This window comes from Parafrankia sp. EAN1pec, from assembly GCF_000018005.1.
In the GTDB taxonomy this organism is placed as follows: domain Bacteria; phylum Actinomycetota; class Actinomycetes; order Frankiales; family Frankiaceae; genus Parafrankia; species Parafrankia soli.
In genome coordinates, this window is record NC_009921.1 from 1240537 (window position 1) to 1261780 (window position 21244).

At 73.8% G+C, this 21244-nt stretch carries 12 protein-coding genes; 11 read left to right on the forward strand and 1 reads right to left on the reverse strand.

Features of this window, described 5'->3' with window-relative positions; translation table 11 throughout:
* Positions 1 to 59: 59 nt before the first annotated feature.
* The 9 genes from FRANEAN1_RS05165 (at position 60) to FRANEAN1_RS05205 (ending at position 17151) form a co-directional block, all read left to right on the forward strand.
* The gene (locus FRANEAN1_RS05165) at positions 60 to 740 is read left to right on the forward strand and encodes a tellurium resistance protein TerA (RefSeq protein WP_020458694.1); all 681 of its coding nucleotides are present in this window, start codon (positions 60 to 62) and stop codon (positions 738 to 740) included.
* A 166-nt stretch (positions 741 to 906) separates the two neighbouring features.
* Entirely contained in the window at positions 907 to 3696 is a 2790-nt protein-coding gene (locus FRANEAN1_RS43035) for a hypothetical protein (protein ID WP_020458695.1), read from the forward strand.
* 201 nt (positions 3697 to 3897) lie between these two features.
* Positions 3898 to 5640: an Hsp70 family protein gene (locus tag FRANEAN1_RS05175; protein ID WP_020458696.1), complete on the forward strand. Its 1743-nt coding sequence runs from the start codon at positions 3898 to 3900 to the stop codon at positions 5638 to 5640.
* Positions 5641 to 5772: 132 nt separating this feature from the next.
* Complete coding sequence (locus tag FRANEAN1_RS05180) at positions 5773 to 9807, forward strand: hypothetical protein (RefSeq protein WP_020458697.1); 4035 nt, start codon at positions 5773 to 5775, stop codon at positions 9805 to 9807.
* A 585-nt stretch (positions 9808 to 10392) separates the two neighbouring features.
* Complete coding sequence (locus tag FRANEAN1_RS05185; RefSeq protein WP_020458698.1) at positions 10393 to 12210, forward strand: glycosyl hydrolase; 1818 nt, start codon at positions 10393 to 10395, stop codon at positions 12208 to 12210.
* A gap of 360 nt (positions 12211 to 12570) precedes the next feature.
* A complete protein-coding gene (locus tag FRANEAN1_RS05190) occupies positions 12571 to 13764 on the forward strand; it encodes an HpcH/HpaI aldolase/citrate lyase family protein (RefSeq protein ID WP_020458699.1) in 1194 nt (397 codons plus the stop codon).
* Positions 13761 to 15137 carry a phosphoribosyltransferase family protein gene (locus tag FRANEAN1_RS05195; RefSeq protein ID WP_157472347.1) on the forward strand — a complete coding sequence of 459 codons (1377 nt, stop codon included), beginning with the start codon at positions 13761 to 13763 and terminating at the stop codon, positions 15135 to 15137. The genes FRANEAN1_RS05190 and FRANEAN1_RS05195 overlap by 4 nt, the downstream gene beginning before the upstream one ends.
* Complete coding sequence (locus FRANEAN1_RS05200) at positions 15134 to 16303, forward strand: cysteine protease StiP family protein (RefSeq protein ID WP_020458701.1); 1170 nt, start codon at positions 15134 to 15136, stop codon at positions 16301 to 16303. Before FRANEAN1_RS05195 ends, FRANEAN1_RS05200 begins: the two co-directional genes overlap by 4 nt.
* Positions 16300 to 17151, forward strand: coding sequence for a hypothetical protein (locus FRANEAN1_RS05205; protein ID WP_020458702.1), 852 nt, complete (start codon positions 16300 to 16302; stop codon positions 17149 to 17151). Before FRANEAN1_RS05200 ends, FRANEAN1_RS05205 begins: the two co-directional genes overlap by 4 nt.
* A 65-nt stretch (positions 17152 to 17216) precedes the next feature.
* Here FRANEAN1_RS05205 and FRANEAN1_RS05210 read toward each other — a convergent pair whose 3' ends face one another.
* Positions 17217 to 17783, reverse strand: coding sequence for a nucleoside deaminase (locus FRANEAN1_RS05210; RefSeq protein WP_020458703.1), 567 nt, complete (start codon positions 17781 to 17783; stop codon positions 17217 to 17219).
* Positions 17784 to 17958: 175 nt separating this feature from the next.
* Here FRANEAN1_RS05210 and FRANEAN1_RS05215 point away from each other — a divergent pair, with 175 nt between their 5' ends.
* Both FRANEAN1_RS05215 and acs read left to right on the forward strand, forming a co-directional pair.
* Complete coding sequence (locus FRANEAN1_RS05215) at positions 17959 to 18936, forward strand: antibiotic biosynthesis monooxygenase (protein ID WP_020458704.1); 978 nt, start codon at positions 17959 to 17961, stop codon at positions 18934 to 18936.
* A 159-nt stretch (positions 18937 to 19095) separates the two neighbouring features.
* Positions 19096 to 21102: an acetate--CoA ligase gene (gene acs, locus FRANEAN1_RS05220; protein ID WP_049795583.1), complete on the forward strand. Its 2007-nt coding sequence runs from the start codon at positions 19096 to 19098 to the stop codon at positions 21100 to 21102.
* Positions 21103 to 21244: the final 142 nt, after the last annotated feature.

The window sequence follows — 21244 nt, forward strand, 5'->3', positions numbered from 1 at the left end:
CCGACCACCCCACCGCCGTCACCCACTGCCATCACCCACCGACCGCAAGGGAGCGGAACATGGGCATCGACTACAGCAAACGACCCGCCGCACCGGCGGCGGGGCCGCCGGTGTCGCTGAGCAAGGTCACGCTGACCAAGTCCACGCCGACCGTGTCGCTGAGCAAGCAGGGTGGCGGCGGGCGGCTGCACGTCAACCTGAACTGGAACCAGACCGGGACCGGCGGCGGCGGCGGGGGTAAGGGCGGCTTCCTCAAGCGGGTGCTCAGCGCCGGCAACGGCGGCATCGACCTCGACCTGGCCTGCCTGTTCGAGCTGGCGGACGGCCGTTCCGGCGTGGTCCAGGCGCTCGGCAACGCCTTCGGCTCGTTCGACAACCCGCCGTACGTCAACCTCGACGCCGACGACCGGACCGGGGCCGCAGCCGGCGGTGAGAACCTGCACGTCAACCTCGCCCGGATCGGTGAGATCCGTCGCCTGCTGGTCTTCGCCTTCATCTACGAGGGCGTGGCCTCCTTCGACCAGGCCGACGCCGTGGTGACGCTGACCCCGGCCCAGGGCGCGCCGATCGAGGTCCGCCTCGACGAGCGGGCCGGCGGCGCCCGGATGTGCGCGATCGCGCTGCTGACGAACACCGGTGGTGACTTCTCCGTCAGCCGGGAGGTCCGGTATGTCAGCGGGCACCGCGAGCTGGACAAGGCGTACTCGTGGGGCCTGGACTGGACCGCTGGCCGCAAGTGACCGGTCACCGCGGCCCGTCCCGCGGTGCGCGGGGCGGACCCGGAGTTGAGTGGAACGCCGGAACCGGGCAGGCTGTCCGCAGTAGCCGGGAATCAGTCGTGATCAGGGCCCACGCACCGGGATGACCCGTCCGTTGCCGCCGCCTGACGGGGAGGGGCGTTACTCCATGTTCCAGCCACGGCGTTCCTCCCGGTCGGGCCGCTCCGGCGGCCCGGGTGAGGCGGGCGAGGGCCGGGGCGGCGCCGGTGGTTACCGCTGGTTCGCCCCCGAGGACCTGCCCGGCGAGGAGCTGCCCGACACCCGGGAGCAGGGCGAGGACGATCGGGGCGAGCCCCGGTCGGACGGGCCGGAGCGGACGTCCGCCTGGTACGACACGGACGACGGCACCGACCCGGGCGACGGGGAGTACCTCCGTCCCAGGGGCTATGTGTCACGGCTGCCGGGCGGCCGGTCGGGGCGCGAGCGCTCCGACTCCGGTGGCGCGGGCGCGCCGGCCGGGGGCGGTCGTGGATTCGCCCCGGACACCTACGAGCGCGCCGGGTACGGCCCACCGGACCGCGGCGAGGGAGATCCGGAGGCGGGCTACCGCTCCGCCTACCCGGACGAGGCCTACGGCGACCCCGGGTACGCCGGCGGCAGGTACGAGGAGAGCACGTACGAGTCCGGGCCGGAGGGCGAGGACCGGTACGCGGGCGACGGCTACCGGCGGCCCGAGACCGCCGACGGCGAGTACGACCGCGGTCCCGGGTACCCGGGCGGGCCGCGGTACGCGGGCGGTGACGGGTTCGCCGACGCTCCCGGCTTCCCCGGTGAGGCGGCTTTCACGGGCGAGGCGGATTACACCCGCGGTGGCGAGCCCCCGCTCCCGCGCCGGACCAGCTACAACGCCGCTCGCGGCTATCCCGACGACGGCGGCTACCGCGGCGAGCCCCGGTACGCCGGGGACGGCGGCGGTGCCGCGGCGTATGCCGGCACGCCGGGATACGCCCGCGACCCGGAGTTCGTCCCGGACGGCTCCGGCGACGCCGAGTACTCCGGTGATGCGCGGTTCGCTGAAGGTGACGCGCGGTTCGCGGGGGAGGTGCGGTACTCGGACGACCCGCGGTTCTCGGGCGACTCCCAGTTCTCGGGAGATGCGGAGTACCCGAGGGACACGGCGTTCGCCGGTGACGAGGAGTACTCGGGGGACGGCCCGCGTGCCGGTGGCGAGGGCTACCCGGATGCCGCTCCGTACGTCCGCGGGTCCGACCGGTACGAACGCGAGGGCGACTTCCCGGACGGCCCGGCATACCGGCGCGACGCCGCCTACGCCGGTGGCGCCGACTACACCGATGATGCGGGCTACGCGGGTGGCGCCGCCTACGAGGCGAAGGCCGATGCCGGCCGCGGCACCGCTTTCGCGCCCGGCGGCGGAACCGGCTACGGCGGGGACACCGGCTACGGCGGGGACACCGGCTACTCCGGCGACGGTGAGTACACAGCCGCCGGCTACGACGGAGCCGACGATCGCGGCGGTGCCGAGCTGCCGCCGATGCCCGCGCAGAAGATCGATTTCTTCCGGCGCTACGTGCGCCAGTCGACCGAGCCCGCCGGCATGCCGGACGCCCCGGCCGGGGACGGCGGGGACTCGACGGGGGCCCGTCCCGCCAGCCGTCGGGACGAGTTCGACCTGCTCGACTACGAGATCCTCGGCGGGAGCGTGTCCGACCGGCATGCCGGGGACGCCCCCGCCGGCCGCGTCCCCGGCCGGCTCGACGACGCCGGGGACCCGATCGGGGACTACCCTGCCGCGGAGCACGCCTTCGCCGCGCGGGACCGGGTGGATGTCCTCGTGCCGGGTGACCTCCCGACACCGGGTGACCTCCCGACACCGGGTGGCCACCTGGCGGACGACGCCTTGGCGGCCGACGACGTCGTGGCGACAGGCGACGTCGTGCCGGGCAGTGTTGTGCCGGACAATGCCGCGGCGGGCGAGGTCGTGGCGTCCGGCGAGTTGCTGGAGCCCGACGACGTCGTCGCGTCCGGTGATCTGTCGGCATCCGATGATGTTGTGGCGTTCGATGACCTCCTGACGGGAGATGATCTCCTGACAGGAGACGAGGCAGGCACCGGCAGGACGGCGGACGGGGCCGGCGCGCAGGCGCTGGGCGCACCACCGCCGGGCACCGGCCTCGGCCTCGGTTTCGAGCAGGGGCCGTTCGACGGCACCAGCCGGCCGGCCGACGCGGACGTGATCGACGGATCGGGCGCGGACGCCGTGCCCGCGCAGACCATGCCGGCGGGCACTGTTCCGGCGGGCACTGTTCCGGCCGGCACCGTTTCGGTGGGTGCCGGGGGCGTGCCGTCCGGCGCGGTCCCGGTGGGCCTGGCGGTGGGGGACACCGATGGCCCGGCTGTGACCGGCGCGGTCCCGTCGGACGAGGCCCCGCTGGCCGCCGCCGTGGACGGCGCTTTGAACGGAGCCGCCATGAACGGAGCCGGAGCGGACGTGTCCGCCGCGGCGCTGGTCGACCGGCAGGTGCTGGAACGCCTCGCCGATCGGGTGGACGAGCTCGTCCGCCTGCGCCGCCACGACGCCGAGCTGGTCGACCGCCTGCACGCGGAGAACGGCCGGCTGCGCGGCGGTGAGCTGACCGAGGCGATGACCCCGCTGCTGCGCGGGCTGGTCCGGCTGTACGACCAGATGAGCAGCCTCGGTGCCGAGGACGCCCAGAGCGTCGCCGGGATCCTGCGCAAGCAGCTGCTCCAGATCCTGGACCTGGCCGCGGACGTTCGTCCCTACGCGCCGGCGGCCGGCGACCCGTTCGATCCGGGGCGGTCGCTGGGGGTCCGCCGGGTCGGCACCGACGATCCGGCGCTGGAGGGAACTGTCGCCCGGACGGTTCGTCCCGGCTTCGTCCGCGGGGAGTCCATGGTCGTCCGACCTGCCGAGACCGAGGTCTACCGGGCCTTCTGACCAGGCGTCCCGGCGGGGCGGGACGGCCCGGGGGACGGCCGGCTCCGACGGCCCGGCACGCGCGCGTCATCATCATGAGGCAGATGCCGGCGCGCACGCCGCCGGCGGCGGAGCCGGTGGCACGTGCGCCGGCCGGGTGGGGGCGTCGCCGGTCGTGGTCTGCCGGCCGCAGCAGTCGTCAGGTGAAGGGAAGATCAGACGGTGGCAGGCACCAAGGTGTTCGGAATCGACCTGGGCACCACCTACTCGTGTATCGCCCAGGTCGACGAGTACGGCCGCCCGGACGTGATCCGCAACATCGAGTCACAGCCGACGACCCCCTCGGTGGTCCTCTTCGACGGCGCGGCCGCCGGTGGCCCGGGCGGCGCGGAAGGCGGCACGGCCGGCACGGCAGGGGCGGTGGCCGGTGCGTCCGGCGGCGGTGGCTCGACGTCGTTCGTGGTCGGCACCCAGGCCAAGCGTCAGGCGCGCATCCGCCCGGACGACGTCGCGCGGCTCGTCAAGCGGCACATGGGCGCCTCGGACTGGCGGTTCGTGGCGTACGACGTCGAGTACAGCGCCGCGTCGGTGTCCAGCCTGGTGCTCAAGGCACTGGCCGCGGACGCGCAGCGGGCGACCGGGACCCCGGTGACGGACGTGGTCATCACCGTCCCGGCCTACTTCGGTGACGAGGAGCGCAAGGCGACCAAGCTCGCCGGCGAGCTCGCCGGCCTCAACGTCGTCGACATCATCAACGAGCCGACCGCGGCGGCGTTCGCCTACGGGTTCGCCCAGGACGGCCAGTCCACCTCGACGGTGCTCGTCTACGACCTCGGCGGCGGCACGTTCGACACGACGGTGATCCGGCTCAGCGAGAACGACATCACCGTGGTGGCCACGGACGGCGACCACGAGCTTGGCGGCGCCGACTGGGACAACGAGATCGTCCGCTACCTGGCGCAGAAGTTCGTCCAGGAGCAGCCGGACGCCGGTGACCCGCTCGACGACGTCCACGACGAGCAGGAGCTGCTCACCGCGGCCGAGGACGCCAAGCTCGCGCTGTCCGGGCGGGAGAGCGTGGACGTCCTGGTGATGCACGGCGGGCGGCGGAGCAGCGTGCCGGTGACCCGGGCGACGCTGGAGGAGATCACCGGGCCGCTGCTGCAGCGCACGATCGACCTCACCGGCGCGGTCCTGCAGCGGGCCAAGGAGAAGGGCGTCGACAAGATCGACCTCTGTCTCCTCGTCGGCGGGATGAGCAAGCTGCCCGCGGTCGCCCGCCGGCTGGGGGAGACCTTCGGGCTCACCTGCCGGCTGGTCGACCCGGACCTCGCCGTCGCCAAGGGCGCGGCGGTCTACGGGCAGAAGAAGGCACTGGAGCGCGAGGTCCGCGCGGAGTTGGTGGCCAGCGGACGGCTGCGCCCGGACCAGCAGCTCGACGCGGCCGCGACCGGTGACCTCGAGGTCGCCGCCGCCGCGAGCGCGTCCGCCGCCGGGCTGACGACCTCGTCGGTGGTCGACCTCGTGCGCACCCGCGTGACGGATGTCACCTCGCGTGGCTTCGGGATCTTTGCGGAAGATCGCGGCAGTGCGGTGGCGGCATTTCTGGCCCACCAGAACGACGCCCTGCCGATCCAGGTGAAGCGCACCTTCTACACGATCTCCGACGACCAGTCCGAGGTCGACATCCGGGTCTTCGAGCAGGGCACCGGCGTCGAGTCGACGCGCATCGAGGACAACAAGGTGATCGTGGCCGGCGCGATCAGTGGCATCCCGGCCGGTCATCCCCGCGGGACACCGGTCGAGGTCACCTTCGAGATGGGCCGGGACCAGACCATCCAGGTCACCGCCACCCACGTGGGCGCCTCCGAGCCGCTTGTCCTGCGGGTCAAGGCCGGGGTCGGCAGCGAGAGCATGAAGACCGAGGAATCGGCCAAGGTCAATCTCCTCAAGCAACGGAACTGATCTCCGTCGGGGCGGCGGTGGTGCTCGCGGGGATGAGCACCACCGTGACCGCGGCCCGAGCCGAGATCCGTACCCTCGACCTGGAGCGGGTGTGCCCGGGCGTGCGGGCGGTGGCGGAACGAGGGTGAAACGGTGAGCGCGGCGTTCGACGGCAGCGGCTACCGGCGACGGGTCCTGGCGCCGCTGCGTGCCCGGACCCCGGTGGACACGGCCGACCCCTACCTGGTCGCGGACCTCGATCCGCTGCTGGAACACACCGACTCCGAGGTCGCCGCGCAGCTCGCCCGGGTGATGGCGTTCCTGCAGCGTGAGCGCAACTCGGCGAAGTACGCGGCGCTGGCCACCGAGCTGGTGCGCCGCCGCGGCGAGTGGGAGGCGCCGCTGCTCGACGGCGACGCCCGGGCCCGCCTGCGGCACACCGTCCTCGATGCCCGGCGCAACGGCGACGCCGAGCGGCTCGCCAAGGTCGACGGCTACCTCGTCACACTGCGTGATCGTTTCGGTGGCATCCCGGCCTCCAGGGTCGCCGGCCTGCGCCGCCTCGCGGCCGCGGCCGGGGTGACCGGGGCCGAGTTCGACGCCCGGCTGGGCCGCGAGGTCATCATCGCGGACGGCGGCGGCGCCGGAGTCGAGGCGCTCGCCCCCGAGGTCCGCAGCCAGATCCGGCAGCGGCTGGAGGACCTGCGCGTCCTGCGCGGCGGAGACCGGGCCGGCACCGCCTCCCTGTGGGACTTCCTCGGTCTGCCGCCCGACGCCGGGCCGGAGCGCATCCGCTCCGCGTGGGAGGCGGTGGCGGCCGGCAACGCCCGACGCCCGCACGACCGCGAGAAGACGCTGACGGCCGACCTGCTGGCCATGGTGCGCTCCCGGCTGGTCGAGGGTGACCCGGCGGCGTACACCGCGGGTCTGCTCGCCGATGTCGCCGACGAGCTCCGCCCGATCGTCGAGGAGCACGTCGTGCTCGACGGCGAGCTGACGGCAGTCGCCTACGAGGGGCTCGTCCGGGCCGCCCTGGCCGCCGGCCGCGGGCTGGGCGCCGAGCAGGCGAAGACGGTCATCCTGGGCATCGCCCGCAACCTGGGCGCCGCGGTCAGCACCGGCGGCGCCGTCGACTACGTGCTGTGCCCCGGCTGTGGACGTCCCGAGCCGGTCGGCGGCTCGCGGACCTGCCGGTACTGCGACGCGGGGCTCTACACCACCTGCCCCGGGTGCGCCTCGCTCACCGAGGCCGCCGCCGTGACCTGCCGGCGCTGCGGGTACAGCCTGCGCCAGGTCCGGGCCGCCGGCGACGCGCTCGCCGCCGTGCGCCAGGCGCTGGAGGCCGGCCGCCCCCGCGAGGCGAGCGACGGCCTCGCCCGGGTGCGCGCGGCCGTCGCGGCCGCCGGCTCGGGGGCCGGCAACGGGACGGCGGAGGCCGCCGACGAGCTGGAGTCGCTCGTCCGGGCCGGGCTCGGCGCCGCCGAGGCGGGCTGGCGGGCACTGGCGGAGGAACGCTCCACCCTGCGCTCCGACGCCGCGGTGGAACGCGCCCGCTGGCTGGTCGCCCGCGCGGCGGACGTCCCCGGGCCGGACGGCCGCCCGCCGGCCGAGGTGCTCGGCGAGCTGACCGCGCAACAGGCCGTCATCCGGCGCCGGGTCGAGGCCGCCCGCGGCCTGCCGCCCGAGCAGCAGGAGGCCGCGCTGGTCGCCGTGCTCGCCACCGCCGTCGACAGCGCGGACGCGCTGCGCGCTCTCGCTGCTCTGCCGCTGCAGCCACCGACCGATCTGACCTCCGTGCTGGCCGACGACGCGGTCCTGCTGCGCTGGCGGCCGTCCGCCTCGGCCGGCCCGGTCACCTACCGGGTGGAGCGGGTCGCCGTCGATCCCGGCTCCGGGCAGCTCACCCGGCGCGGCCTGGGCACCACCAGCTCCACCGAGCTCGCCGACGCGGGCGCCCCACCGTGGACGCCGGTCCGGCACGAGGTGACCGCGCTCTCCGGCGAGCGGCGCTCCTGGCCGGTCAGCACCGCGCCGGTCATCGCCGTGCGGGACGTCGCCGACCTACGGGCCGAGGCGACCCCGACCGGGGTCCGCCTCACCTGGCGGCCGAGCGGGCCGTCCGACACCGTGACGATCGAGCGCACGGTCGATCCCGACTCGTCGGTCTCCGCCCCGCCGCGCCGGGCCCGGGTGACCGGCGGGAGCTTCCTCGACTCCGACGTGCTGCCCGGCGTGGGCTACCGCTACCGCGCGTTCGTCGAGTACACCGACGTCGACGGCAGCGCCGCCCGCACCTCGGGGTCGCGGGCCGAATTCGGCCTGCTCACCCGGCCGCGACCGGTCACCGACCTGGTCGTCGGCGCCGAGGACGGGCAGGTCGCCCTGCGGTGGACGCCGCGTTCCGGGGCCGAGGTGCGGGTCTACGCGACGGCCGTCCCGCCGTCCGGCGGCGCCGTCGGCGCTCTCCACCCGGGTGGTCCCGGTGCGGACGGGTCGGGCTCCGGTGCGAACGGGGCCGGCGGGTATGGCGCGGGTGCGTACGGTGCCGGTGGGCAGGGTGCCGGTGGGCAGGGTGCCGGTGGGCACGGCACCGGGGTGCTTGGCGCCGGCGCGGTGTCGGTCGGGGCGGGGGAGTTCGGGCGGGGGCCCGAGCCGAGCTCCGGCCCGCTGGCGCTGCTGGGCGGCGAGGGCGCCGAGGTCCCGCTCGCCGCGCTGACACCACCGCTGCGCCTGGTCGGCGCGAGCCGGCAGGGTCACCTGCGGGACGCAGCGGTTCCGCTTGCTCCCGGCACCGGCGAGCTGATCTACACCCCGGTCACGGTCGTCGGTGGTCTTGGTGTGCTCGGCCGCTCGGCTCCGCACCGCTTCCCGGTGGTGACGCACGACGTCTCCGAGTTCACCGCCGGCATCGCCGACTTCCCGACCGGCATCGCCGACTTCCCGACCGGCATCGCCGACTTCCCGACCGGCAACGGTGGTCACGGTCCCGGCAACGGTGGTCACGATCCCGCCAGCGCCGGGCTCGGTCCCGCGCAGTCCGCCCCGCCCGGCCACGGGGGTACCGCTCCCGGCCATGGCGGTGGCCCGCCGGCCGGCGGGCCACCGCTGCCCGCGGTGTCCGCGGGCGCCCGGCCGGTCATGATCGACGTCATGCCGTCCCCGGAGACCGTCCGGGCGCCCGGGGGCGCTCCGCTCGTAGCTCCCGTACCTGTCGGTCCGTCGTCCCCAGGTGGTCCGTCGTCCCCGCTCGGTCCGTCCTCTCCGATCGGTCCGCCTGTATCGGGTGCCCCGCCGCTTCCGGGTGCCCCGCCGTTTTCGGGTGCCCCGCCGCTTTCGGGTGCGCAGCCCGCTCCCGGCGCGTCGCCGGTGCCGGGCCCTCCGCCGGCGACAGGTGCCCTCCCGATTCCCGGTGGTCCGGCGGGGCCCGGCGGACCGAGCGCCGGAGGCGGCGCGCCGGGGACTGGCGGGGTCCCTGTGGGCCCGCCGACGGTGGGAATGCCGCTGCCCGTGGCGTCGGACGAGTCCGGGGCGGACCAGCGTCCGGAACACGAGGAGTGGTCAGCCGCCGTCCCGCGGCCCGCGGCTGACCCGGTTGACATGCCGGACCCGATGGGCGCCGCCGCACCCGGGTCGGGACCGGCGGCCGCCACGTCCGGGGCGCACCCCGGTATGGGGACGGGTCCAGCGACGCCCGACGTCGGCGGGCACTCCGTGGCGCCGGCCGTTCCCGGCGCACCCGGCCCCGGCACGCTCGCCGCGCCGCCCCCCGCGCCCGCCCAGACCCAGGGCCACGCCCTGGTTCCCGGGCCGCCCGCGCCGCTCGGTTCTCCGGCCCAGCTCCAGCCGCCGGTGCCGGTGCCACCGCCGGCGGAGCTGACGTCCGTCACCTATTCGGTGTCGAAGGCGGGGTGGCGCCGGCGGACCCTGCGCGTCCAGGTGCGGGCGACCGGGCCGGCCCCCAGGCTGGTGCTGTTGGCGCGGCCCGGCGAGGAGCCGCCCGGGTCGCCGGCCGAGGGACAGGTGCTGGCCGAGTTGCAGCCGGCTCCGAGCTCGGGGTCGTGGACCATGGAGGTCACCCTCGAGGGGGCGCAGCTCCCGTGGGGGGTCCGGCTCCTGCCGGTGGTCACACCGGGTGCTCCGGCGGTGTGGATCGACCATCCTGAGGACCCGATGCTCGTCGTCCGCTGAGCGTCCCCGCGGACGAGGGCCCTGGTCTCGCCCGCCACCCGCGGGGCGGTGGCGGGCGATTGCGACGGTCGCGTGCGCTCCGACCTGCTTGGTGACAACCAGCCGCGCTGTCACCGCCGTCCTCGTGTGTTCCGGACGAACGGTGAACTATTTCGCTGTTCGCCCGTCGTTGTGAGCAGGATCGCCAAGGATGATCGGATTGTTGTGTATCCGTTACTTTGGCTGTCGTGTTATGGATGGTACTTGCCGTGCCGGCACTTTCCTCCTATCGCACCAACTGTTTCCGGGGTAGTACCACCCCCGTTCTGGTTAGTCCCTTACGATGGCTTCGATCAGCTCTGGGGCACTTTCGATCGGTCCCAGGGTGGTAAGGCCGGATTCTGCCGGATCCGGCCGTTGCAGCCGGAGAATCCGTCGGACGCCGTCGGCTCTGGCGCCGAGGCGGCACGCTGGGTCCCACCACGGTGGTGGTGGCCCGGAGGGGACGAGCCGCAGGGAGACCGCACAGCCGGTTTCCCGCGTGTGCCGAGTTGTTTGTCCGTCGATGCTCCGTCCGACGCCACGACCGAAAGGCGGCGCGCGAGCATGGCCTCGACACCCGGCGGCCGACCGACCCCTCAGGTCGACCGCACCTCCCGGTTCGGCTTCGGCCGGAATCCCGCGGGCGCCCCGGCGTCCCGGCCGCCGCGGCCGCGCCGCCGGCACCGCTTCGGCCGTGGGCCGCGGCTTGGCCTGGCAGCCGGCTTCGTGCTGGCGCTGTCCCTGCCGCTGGTGGCGCCGGCCGGTGCCGCGCCGACGGCCGCCACGCCGACACCGTCGCCCACCGTGGGCACGACCCCGGAGGCTGACGGAACCTCGTCGCCCGTGCCGTCCTCGTCGGCCGGGGGTGTCGCCGACCAGCAGGTCCCGGTCGCCGGCCTGACCTCCGGCCCGGCCACCGCCGGGCAGTCGAAGCTGACTCTCGTCCTGTTCGACAGCGACATCGTGCTCGTCGGCGGGCGTGGCTTCGGGCCCGGCAAGGACGTGGCGGTCACCGCCGCGACCACCGACCTCGGTGGCTCCGCGAGCGCCCGGGCCGGCGCGGACGGCCGGTTCATCCTCGGCTTCCAGGTGCCGCTCGGTTTCTCCGGCCGGGTGACCGTGACGGCGAAGCAGGAGTCGGTGGAGGCCAGCGGCACGCTCGACGTCGTCGACGCTGGCACGCCGGGCCTGGCGAACGGGGCGGCCAACGGCGCCGAGGTCCCCGCACCAGCCCCGACGGCGAGTCCTGTCCCGGGCCCCGCGGCCACCCCGGCGCCGACGACCGCCGAGCCCACGACTTCGGAGCCCACGACTTCGGAGCCCACGGCCTCCGGGCCCACCAGCTCGGAGCCGACGGGCACCGCTCGGGCCACCACCCCCCCGAGCACCGGCCGGCGGGGCTCGTCGGCGCCGACCGCCGTACCCGCGCCAGCGCCCACGGCCGCGCCGTCGGCGGGGAGCGGGACGGGCACCGGCACCACCACCGGCGGCACCGGCCGGCTCTCCGGCCTGCCCTGGATGTCCGGCGTCTACCCGTCGCACGTCCTGTCGCAGGTCATGTCCTTCGGGACGTGGCGCGGGCGGGCGAACGACGTGGCGCACGTGTTCACCGTCCGTACCCAGGGCTGGAACGCGATGGTCGAGCCGCGCTGGCCGCTGGACCTGTACAAGGCCTTCCCGGGCAAGCTGATTATCAGCCAGCCGACCTATCCGAAGGGCCAGGGCAACAACGCGGCCTGCGCCCGCGGCGAGTACGACAGCTACTGGAAGACCTTCGGCACGTTCCTCAAGAACAACGGCCGCGCCGATTCGATCGTCCGCATCGGCTGGGAATTCAACGGCAAGTTCATGTACTGGCACTCGGACCCGGCCGGGACGGAGTTCCGCGACTGCTTCCGCAAGATCTCGACTGCCATCCGCTCGACGGACCCCGCGGTGAAGATCGACTGGACGTTCAACGCGCACGCCTCGCCGGTTCCCAACGGGGGCACCCCGTGGGCGGCCTACCCTGGTGACGAGTACGTCGACTATGTCGGCATCGACTCCTACGACTGGTACCCGCCGTCGCGGGACGAGGCCACCTGGAAGAAGCAGTGCGAGGACCCGAACGGCCTGTGCTACCTGCTCGAGTTCGCCCGCCAGCACGGCAAGAAGGTGGGCGTGGGCGAATGGGGCGTGTCCTCGTGCAGCCGCAACGGCGGCGGTGACAACCCCTTCTACATCCAGAAGATGTTCGACACGTTCACGAAGTACGCGGACGTGATGGCGTACGAGTCGTACTTCCACGACGCGGCGCCCGGCAACGTCTGCTCGACCATCATGAACGGCGGCCAGAACCCGAAGGCGTCCGCCCTGTACAAGAAACTGTTCGGCTCGGTCTGAAGGGCGCCACTCAGCGCTGCTCGTCTTCCGGGCAGCGCTGAGCAGCCCGGTCCGAACGGTGGACCGCTTTCGGCACACAGATGATCGTTCGTTTCAGTGAACGGGCCGTCACCCCGGCATCGCGGGGGTGACGGCCCGTTCGTCTGCCGACCAACACCTGTGCACGGAGGCGTCGTGTGCTGTTTCGTGTCGAACTCCCGGAGTGGCGCGGTAGCGTCAGCCCCGGGCACCATGTCCAAGCCCGCCCTGTGACCTGCGCGGTTGCGGTTCCCGCTTACGAGGGCTCGCGGGATCGCTCGCGCAGGCCCGCCGGATCGTCCGTCCCCGGATCGTCGGATCGTCTCGACAGGAGCGCGCCGCTTGCGTCACTTCAGCTTCCTGGACGGCCAGACCGCCAGGACCCTGTTCCACCGAGCTCCGGAAGAGATCACGACCGGCGGTGACCGGCGGCTCGTCGCGACCGCGCTCGGCGCCACCCTGTACGCCCCCGGTACCCGCCCGCGACTGGCCTCGGACGTCCGCCGCCAGGTGGCGGCCGGGGTGACCTCGATGGTCCTCTGCCTGGAGGACGCCATCGCCGACCACGAGGTGCTCGGGGCCGAGTCGAACGTGGCCGCGGCGCTCGCCGATCTGGGGGAGGACCCGCCGGCCTGCGGTGAGGGTCTGCCGCTGCTGTTCGTCCGGGTGCGCGCCGTCGCGCAGATCCCGGCGCTGCTGGCCCGGCTGGGCGGGCCCGCGCGCTCCCTGCTCGCCGGGTTCGTCCTGCCGAAGTTCAGCGAGGAGAGCGGCGAGGCGGCGCTCGAGGCGGTGCTGCGAGGGTCCGACACCCTTGGCCGGCTGCTGTGGGCGATGCCCGTCCTGGAAAGCCCGCAGGTGATCTACCGCGAGACCAGGATCGAGACCCTGACGGCCGTGCGCCGCCTGGTCGACAAGCACGCCGACCACGTGCTGGCCGTCCGGCTGGGCGCCACCGACCTGTCCGGGGTGTTCGGCCTGCGCCGCGACCGTGATCTGACCATCTACGACATCGCGGTGGTACGCGACTGCATCGCCGACATCGTGAACATCTGCGCCCGTGGCGGCGATCATGTCGTCACCGGCCCGGTGTGGGAGTACTTCGCCCAGCCCGAGCGCCTGTTCGTGAGCTCCCTGCGGGTGACGCCGTTCGAGGAGGCCGACCTCGTCGACGGCAGCGAGCGCGGCGCGCGGATCCGCACGGAGCTCGTCTCGGCCGACCTCGACCGGCTCATCCGGGAGGTCGTCCTCGACAAGGCCAACGGCCTGATCGGCAAGACGGTGATCCACCCGAGCCACGTGCCGGCCGTCCACGCGCTGAATGTCGTCACCCAGGAGGAGTACGAGGACGCGGAGGCGGTCCTCGAGGGGGACGCGGGCGGCGTCCGGCCGAGCAGCTACGCGAACAAGATGAACGAGCTGCGCCCGCACCGTCCGTGGGCGCAGGCCGTGCAACGGCGGGCACGGGCCTTCGGCGTGCTGCGCGAGGGCCTCACCTTCGTCGACGTTCTGGCCGCGACGCAGGACGCGTTGCGGTGACCGGGCAGGATCGGATGCTCGGCCAGGACCGGACGCGTGACCCCGACTGGCTGTGGGAGGAGCTCGGGCTGGGGATCGAGGTGCGCGGCGGCGAACCGGCCGCGCCCGCGGAGGCGGCCGAGCTGCGCCGGCTCGTCGGGCTGGCGCTGCGCCGTAACCCGCTGCGGGCGCACCTGCTCGTCAGCCGGGTCCTCGGCAAGCACCTGCCGGTGCCGCCGGTTACCGCGCTGGACGCGGCGGCCCGCCTGGCCGAACGGGTGCGGGCCCTGCCGGCACCCGCCCGGTGGGCCGGCCCCGGGCCGGGGGCGGCCGAGGTCCCGATCGTCATCGGGTACTGCGAGACCGCCACCGCGCTCGGGCACGCCGTCGCCGACGGCCTGCCGAACAGCCACTACCTGCACACGACGCGGCGCCGGGTACCGGGCAGCACGCCTGTCCTGGAATTCGTCGAGTCGCACTCGCACGCCACCCACCACTGGCTCATGCCCGCCGATCCCGGTGTGCTGGAAATCCCCGGCCGGCTGCTGCTCGTCGACGACGAGCTGTCGACCGGACGGACGGCGATGGGCACCATCCGCATCCTGCACGCCTTCGCCCCCCGAACGGACTACGCAGTGGCGGCGCTCGTCGACGCCCGGCCGCCGTCCGCCCGGGCCGCCTTCGACGCCCTCGCCGCCGAGCTCGGCATCCGCCTGGACGTCGTCTCCCTCGTCGCGGCGACCGTCACGGTGCCCGCGGACGTGACGGCCCGGGCCAGCCGGATCCGCGCCGCTTTCGGCGCCCCGACCCCTGCCGAGGGCGGCGGCGACCGTGGCTGCGCGGAGCACCGGGTCACCCGGGTGGCGGTGAGCTGGCCGGCGGGTCTGCCGGACGGGGCACGCCACGGCTGGTCCCCGGCCGCCCGTGAGCGCCTCACCGACGCGGTTCCGGCTGTGGCGAAGGACGTTCTGGCGGGACTGCCCGACCCCGCCCGCGGCGGGGACATCCTGGTCCTGGGTACCGAGGAGTTGATGTACGTGCCGATGCGGCTGGCGGACGGCCTGGCGGAACTGACCGGGCGCAGGGTGGTCTACCAGTCGACGACCCGCTCCCCGGTCCATCCGCTCGACGTCGACGGCTACGCCATCCGGGCGGCGCTGACCTTCCCGGCGCCCGACGGCCCCGAGCGGGTCAGCCACGTGTACAACGTGACGCCGGGCCGCTACGACGACATCGTGCTCGTCGTGGACTCGGGGATGGACGACCGCGGGCCGGTCCCCGGCGGCCCCGACCTGGACGGCCTGCTCACCGAGCTGCGCCGCTGCGCCGACGTCACCGTCGTCACCATCCCCTGCCACGTGCCGGCGGCGCGCGGCGCCGAGGACGCCCGGTGAGCGCGGTGCGGCCCGTCGCGACCGGCGGGCGAACGCTGATCGGCTCCGGCTCCTACCTGCCCGAGGATGTCACCTTCCTGCTCACCGACCTCAGCGCGGCGAACCTCGAACGGCCGACGGAGGACCGCGAGGAGGGCTTCCAGTCCGGCCGGCACTACTCCGAGGACCTGCCGATCGAGTACCAGCCCGACGCCGCCTACCTGCGGATCTACCACCAGGCGCTGGAGCGGTCCGCGCGGCGGGTGGCGTTGGCGACCGGGATCGTCGCCGAGCTCGTCCGGCACACCAAGCCCGCGCCGGTGATCGCCTCGATCGCCCGCGCGGGAACGCCGATCGGAATCCTGATGCGTCGCTGGTACGCGTTCCGGCACGGCCTGGACGTCCCCCACTATGCGATCTCGGTCATCAAGGACCGCGGCGTCGACATGAACGCCCTGCGCCACATCACCGACCGCCACGACCGCGCGGCCATCCAGTTCGTCGACGGATGGACCGGCAAGGGGGTGATGACCCGGGTGCTGGCCGAGGCGGTCCGCGGCCTCGGCGTCGACGACACCCTGGCCGTGCTCGCCGACCCGGCCCGCTGCGTGCCGCTGTTCGGCACCCGCGACGACTTCCTCATCCCCAGCGCCTGCCTGAACTCCACGGTCAGCGGCCTGGTCAGCCGGACGGTGCTCAACGCCGAGCACATCGGCCCGGACGACTTCCACGGCGCGAAGTTCTACCGGGAGCTCCTCCCGCACGACCTCTCCCGGCACTTCATCGACACGATCGTCGACCGGTTCGACGAGGTGGCCGACGAGGTCGAGGCGGCCTGGCCCCGGCTGTGGGCCGCCGACCGGACACCGACCTGGGAGGGCTGGGCCGCCGTCGAGCGCATCGCCGAGCGGTTCGACATCCCGGATGTGATCATGGTGAAGCCCGGGGTGGGCGAGGCCACCCGGGTGCTGCTGCGCCGGGTTCCGTGGCGCATCCTCGTCGCCCCCGACCGGCTGGACGAGCTCGCCCACGTGCTGGCGCTGGCCGAGGCCCGCGGAGTGCCGGTGGAGGAGATGGCCGGCCTGCCCTTCTCCTGCGTCGGCCTGGTGCGGCCGGTACGCGCCGCGGACGGCGAGAGACCGGTGTTCCACACCCCGGCGGCGCGCTGGCGCCCGGAGACACCGTGACCGCCCCGCCCCGTCCCGCGCCGGTGCCGGACGGCCCGCACCTGCTGGCCTGCGACCTCGACCAGACGCTGATCTTCGCCCGGAAGTCCTTCCGGCTGGCCTCCGGGACGGCCGAGCCGGAGGTGGCCCTGGTCGAACGGATCGACGGCGTCCCCTCGGCCTACTCCACCACCCGCGCACTCGACATCCTCGCCCGCCTGCACCGGACGGCGGTCTTCGTCCCGGTCACCACGCGGACCCTCGCCCAGTACCGGCGGATCGACCTTGGCGTGCGCCCCGCGTTCGCGATCGCGGCCAACGGCGGGCACCTGCTCGTCGACGGCGAGCCCGACCCCGTCTGGGCGGAGCAGGTCGCGGCCCGCCTCGCGGGCACCTGCGCGCCGCTGGCGGAGATGGAGGCCCTGGCCGCCCGGCTCGACGCCGCCGGATGGGCCCGCATCGTCCGGGTGGCGGACGGCCTGTTCGTCTACCTGGTCGCGCACAGCCGGGAGGCGATTCCCGACCTGTCCGACGTCGCCGCCGAGGTGGCGTCGGCGGGGTGGTCGCTGTCCACCCAGGGCCGCAAGGTCTACCTCGTTCCGACGGCCCTCACCAAGCAGGCGGCCGTCGCGGAGGTCGCCCGCCGGGCCGGCGCGTCCCGGGTGCTGGCCGCGGGCGACTCCGTCCTCGACGCGCCGATGCTCGCCGCCGCCGACCTGGCCGTCCGACCGGCGCACGGGGAGCTGCACGAGCAGGGCTGGCAGGCCCCGAACCTCACGGTGACCACCGCCACCGGCCTCCTGGCGGCAGAGGAACTGCTGACCCTCCTCCATACCTGGTCAACTCCCCACCCCGAGCCGGCCCGGTAACCGCCCCGGCCCGGGGCCGCGCTCCTGCCGAGCCGAGCCCGAGGCGGGCCAGCAGGTGAGGTGGGTCAGTAGGGGTGGCGGTCGGGCCTGGCGTTCCAGGCCGCGTAGGCTGTCGCGCCGACCTCCTGGCAGACCTGCTCGATGTGGATGCCGCGCTCGTTCATGGGACGGCTGAAATCCTCGTACTGGTAGGCGTCGTCGAAGCCGATCCGCTGGGTCGCCGCGAGGTCGTTGGCGTAGTAGACGTCGCTGATCCGGGACCAGTAGATGGCGCTCATGCACATCGGGCAGGGGATACCGGCCGTGTAGATCGAATACCCCATCAGCATTTTCGCCCGCTTCGGCACCCGGTCGGGTGATCCCTCGGGCCGCGGGACAAGCTCCAGGGTGGCGAGGTCCTGCTCCTCCGGGGCGATCGTCGGCCCCTCCGGATTGAGTACCTGGATGGCCTTGCGGATCGACTCGACCTCGGCGTGGGCTGTCGGATCGCCGGTGAGCAGCACGCGGTTCTGCCCGCGCGCGACGATCTCGCCGTCCTTGACGATCACCGCGCCGAACGGACCGCCCCAGCCGTTCTCGACCGACTGCGTGGCCAGCCGGGTCGCCTCGCCCATGAGCTCCTCGTGGTTCATCGCGCCCCCTTCGGATGCGTCACCCCTCTCGATGCCCCGTACGCCCGTTCGGCACGCCCCGCGAGAAGCGCCGCCGCCCGCCGTGACCGTTCCCGCCGACGGCGGTCCTCGCCGCTATCCGGGCAAAGCGCGCAGACGTCCGGTTGCCGCTCTGCCCCGGCCGTCCGGACCTATCGTGACCAGGGTGGGAGGTGCGGGCAGTAATGATTCGGACGGCGCCGCCGCGACCGTCGTGATGACGCTCGACGTCCGGGACGGCTGTGAGCGGGAATACCGCCGGTGGCAGGAGCGGACCAATGACGCCGCTCGTGACCGGCCGGGATTCGAGGCGGTCGAGCTCTATCCGCCCGCCTCCGCGGAGAGCCACTCCTGGATCGTGGTGTTCCGGTTCTCCACGCTGGCGCTGCTGCGCGGCTGGCTGGAGTCGCCGGCCCGCCGGCGCCTCGTCGAGGAGGGCGGCCGGCTGCTCGATCACCCTGCCACCCAGGAGATCCTCGCCGGCCGGCCACCCGAGCGGGACGTCGTCACCGCCGTGGTGTCGCATGTCGTGCGCCGGGGGCACGAGCGGGAGTTCGAGACCTGGCAGGAGAAGGCACGCCGGGTGCAGGCGAGGTCGCCGGGATTCCTGGGATACGAGCTCTTCCGGCCGGTGCCCGGGGTTCAGGAGCACTGGGTCGCCCTTTTCCGGTACGACTCCAGGCGGCACCTGGACGAATGGCTTGAATCAGCGGCGCGGGAGAAACTCCTCACGGACGGGAGGCGGCATTTCGCCGGTTTCGACGTCCGCACCGTGGGGTCGTCGTTCAGCGGCTGGTTCCGGTTCGGGGACGGCGCCGACGGCGCGCCGCCGCCCAACTGGAAGCAGGCCATGATGGTCCTGCTCGCGCTCTATCCGACCGTCATGGTGTTGAACGAGACGGTGGGGCGGCTGCTGGACGATATGGGCCTGGCGAGCTACGCGGTGCTGTTCGTTGGGAACGTGCTGAGCGTGAGCGCGCTCACCTGGCTGTTGATGCCGCTGGTGAACCGCCTGTTCGCCGGGTGGCTGCGGTCGGGCCCGCGGCGCTCGCCGCGCCGCGCCGCGCTCGGCGCCCTGGTCGCCCTCGCCTGCTACGGCGCGTTCCTCGCTCTGTTCGCACTCACCGTCGGCTGACCGCCACGCCGTCCCGCCCGCGTGCCTGTCGACCGGTGCGCCCGCGCGGCCCGGTGGCTCTGGGAGGCCGCCGGGCTTCGTGATACACCGGTGAAACCGTAGGTGACCGCGTTGTTCGGGCCTTCGCCGATGCAGGAGGAACGCGTGACCGTTACAGGCATGGACGCAGGAAGCGGGACGGACGGCGGCGGCGGCGCCGGTGGAGCGCTCGAGGCCGAGCTGGAGCGCCTGCAGACCGTGGAGCGCTTCGACCCGCCGCCGGGTTTCGCCCGTCGCCAGCCGTACGCCGCCGACGTGGCGGCGGCCGCGGCCGACCCGCTGGCCTTCTGGGCGGGAAAGGCACGCGAGCTGCTGACCTGGCAGAAGCCCTTCACCCGCGTCCTCGACGACGCGAACCCGCCGTTCTACAAGTGGTTCGACGACGGCGAGCTCAACGTCTCCGCCAACTGCCTGGACCGGCACGTGGCGGCCGGCCTGGGCGGCCGGGTCGCCTACCACTGGCACGGCGAGGAGGGTGAGCGTCGGGCCGTCACCTACTCCGAGCTGCTCGCCGACACCCAGCGGTTGGCGAACGGCCTGCGTTCCCTCGGCGTGGTCCCGGGCGACGTCGTCGGCATCTACCTGCCGATGATCCCCGAGGTCGCGGTGGCCATGCTCGCCTGCGCCCGCATCGGCGCGGTGCACAACGTGGTCTTCGGCGGGTTCGCGCCGTCCGCGGTGCGGGAGCGGATGGAGGTCTCCGACGCCAAGGTGCTGATCACCGTGGACGGGGCCCGCCGCAAGGGCCGCACGGCGGCGGTCAAGGCCGGCGTGGACGCCGAGCTGGGCGACCTGCCGAAGCTGGAGCACGTCGTGGTCGTCCGCTCCACCGGGCCGGTGGGCGGGGCCGAGACGGTGATGACGGCCGGCCGTGACGTCTGGTACCACGAGCTGCTCGCCGCCGCCGACCCGCTGTGCCCGCCGGTGCCGCTCTCCGCCGAGCACCCGCTGTTCATCCTGTACAGCTCCGGGTCGACGGCGAAGCCGAAGGGCATCCTGCACACCACCGGCGGCTACCTGCTCGGCGCGACCTACACCCACCGCACGGTCTTCGACATCGACCCGGAGACCGACGTCTACTGGTGCTCCGCCGACGTCGGCTGGATCACCGGCCACTCCTACATCGTGTACGGCCCGCTGTCGAACGCCGTGACGAGCGTGATGTACGAGGGCGCGCCGGACTACCCGGACTACGACATCTGGTGGCGGCTGATCGCCGAGTACAAGGTCACCGTCTTCTACACCGCGCCGACGGCCATCCGGGCGTGCATCAAGTGGGGAGCGCGGTACCCGGAGCGGCACGACCTGTCGTCGCTGCGGCTGCTCGGCTCGGTCGGCGAGCCGATCAACCCGAAGGCCTGGCTGTGGTACCACCAGATGATCGGCGGTGGGCGCTGCCCGATCGTCGACACCTGGTGGCAGACCGAGACCGGCTCGATCCTGATCTCGCCGATCCCCGGGGTGACGTCGACGAAGCCGGGGTCGGCGACGACGCCGCTGCCCGGGATCAGCCCGGCGCTGCTGTCCGAGGACGGCGAGCCGGTCACCGAGGGCACCGGGGTCCTGGTGATCACCAGTCCGTGGCCGTCCATGCTGCGCACGCTCTACCGCGACGACGAGCGGTTCGTGCAGACCTACTTCTCCCGGTTCGGCCCCCGCACCTACGTCGTGGGCGACGCCGCGCGGCTCGACGCGGACGGCTACTTCTGGATCATCGGCCGGATCGACGACGTGATCAACGTGTCGGGGCACCGGCTGTCCACCGCCGAGGTGGAGTCCGCGATCGTCGCGCACGAGGCCGTCGCCGAGGCGGCCGTGGTGGCCCAGTCGGACGAGGACACCGGCCAGGCGATCGTCGCGTTCGTGACGCTGCGCGGCGAGCTGGTCGGCGACGACGCCATGGTCTCCCAGCTCCGGGACCACGTCGCTCACCGGATCGGCAAGCTGGCCCGCCCGCGCCGCATCATCTGGGCCGACGACCTGCCCAAGACCCGGTCCGGCAAGATCATGCGCCGGCTGCTGCGGGACGTCGCCGAGGGCCGCGAGCTCGGTGACGTCACGACCCTGCGCGACCCGGCGGTCATGTCCGCGCTCGCCGCGAAGGTCGCCACCGCCCCCGACGAGTAGCCGCCGTCCCGCCCGTTCCCGCCGTCCGTCCCCGCCGCCCGTCCACCACGTGGTGGACGGGCGGCGGAGAGTGTGGAATATCCGTCTTGGGGGGATCGTGGAGAAGTTGTTGCGGCTCGGTAACCGGCGGGCCGAACCCGGG

Coding starts and splice junctions, on each gene's coding strand:
- FRANEAN1_RS43035 (WP_020458695.1), top strand. CDS start 907: ATGTTCCAGCCACGGCGTTCCTCCCGGTCGGGCCGCTCCGGCGGCCCG.
- FRANEAN1_RS05185 (WP_020458698.1), top strand. CDS start 10,393: ATGGCCTCGACACCCGGCGGCCGACCGACCCCTCAGGTCGACCGCACC.
- FRANEAN1_RS05165 (WP_020458694.1), top strand. CDS start 60: ATGGGCATCGACTACAGCAAACGACCCGCCGCACCGGCGGCGGGGCCG.
- acs (WP_049795583.1), top strand. CDS start 19,096: ATGGACGCAGGAAGCGGGACGGACGGCGGCGGCGGCGCCGGTGGAGCG.
- FRANEAN1_RS05210 (WP_020458703.1), bottom strand. CDS start 17,783: ATGAACCACGAGGAGCTCATGGGCGAGGCGACCCGGCTGGCCACGCAG.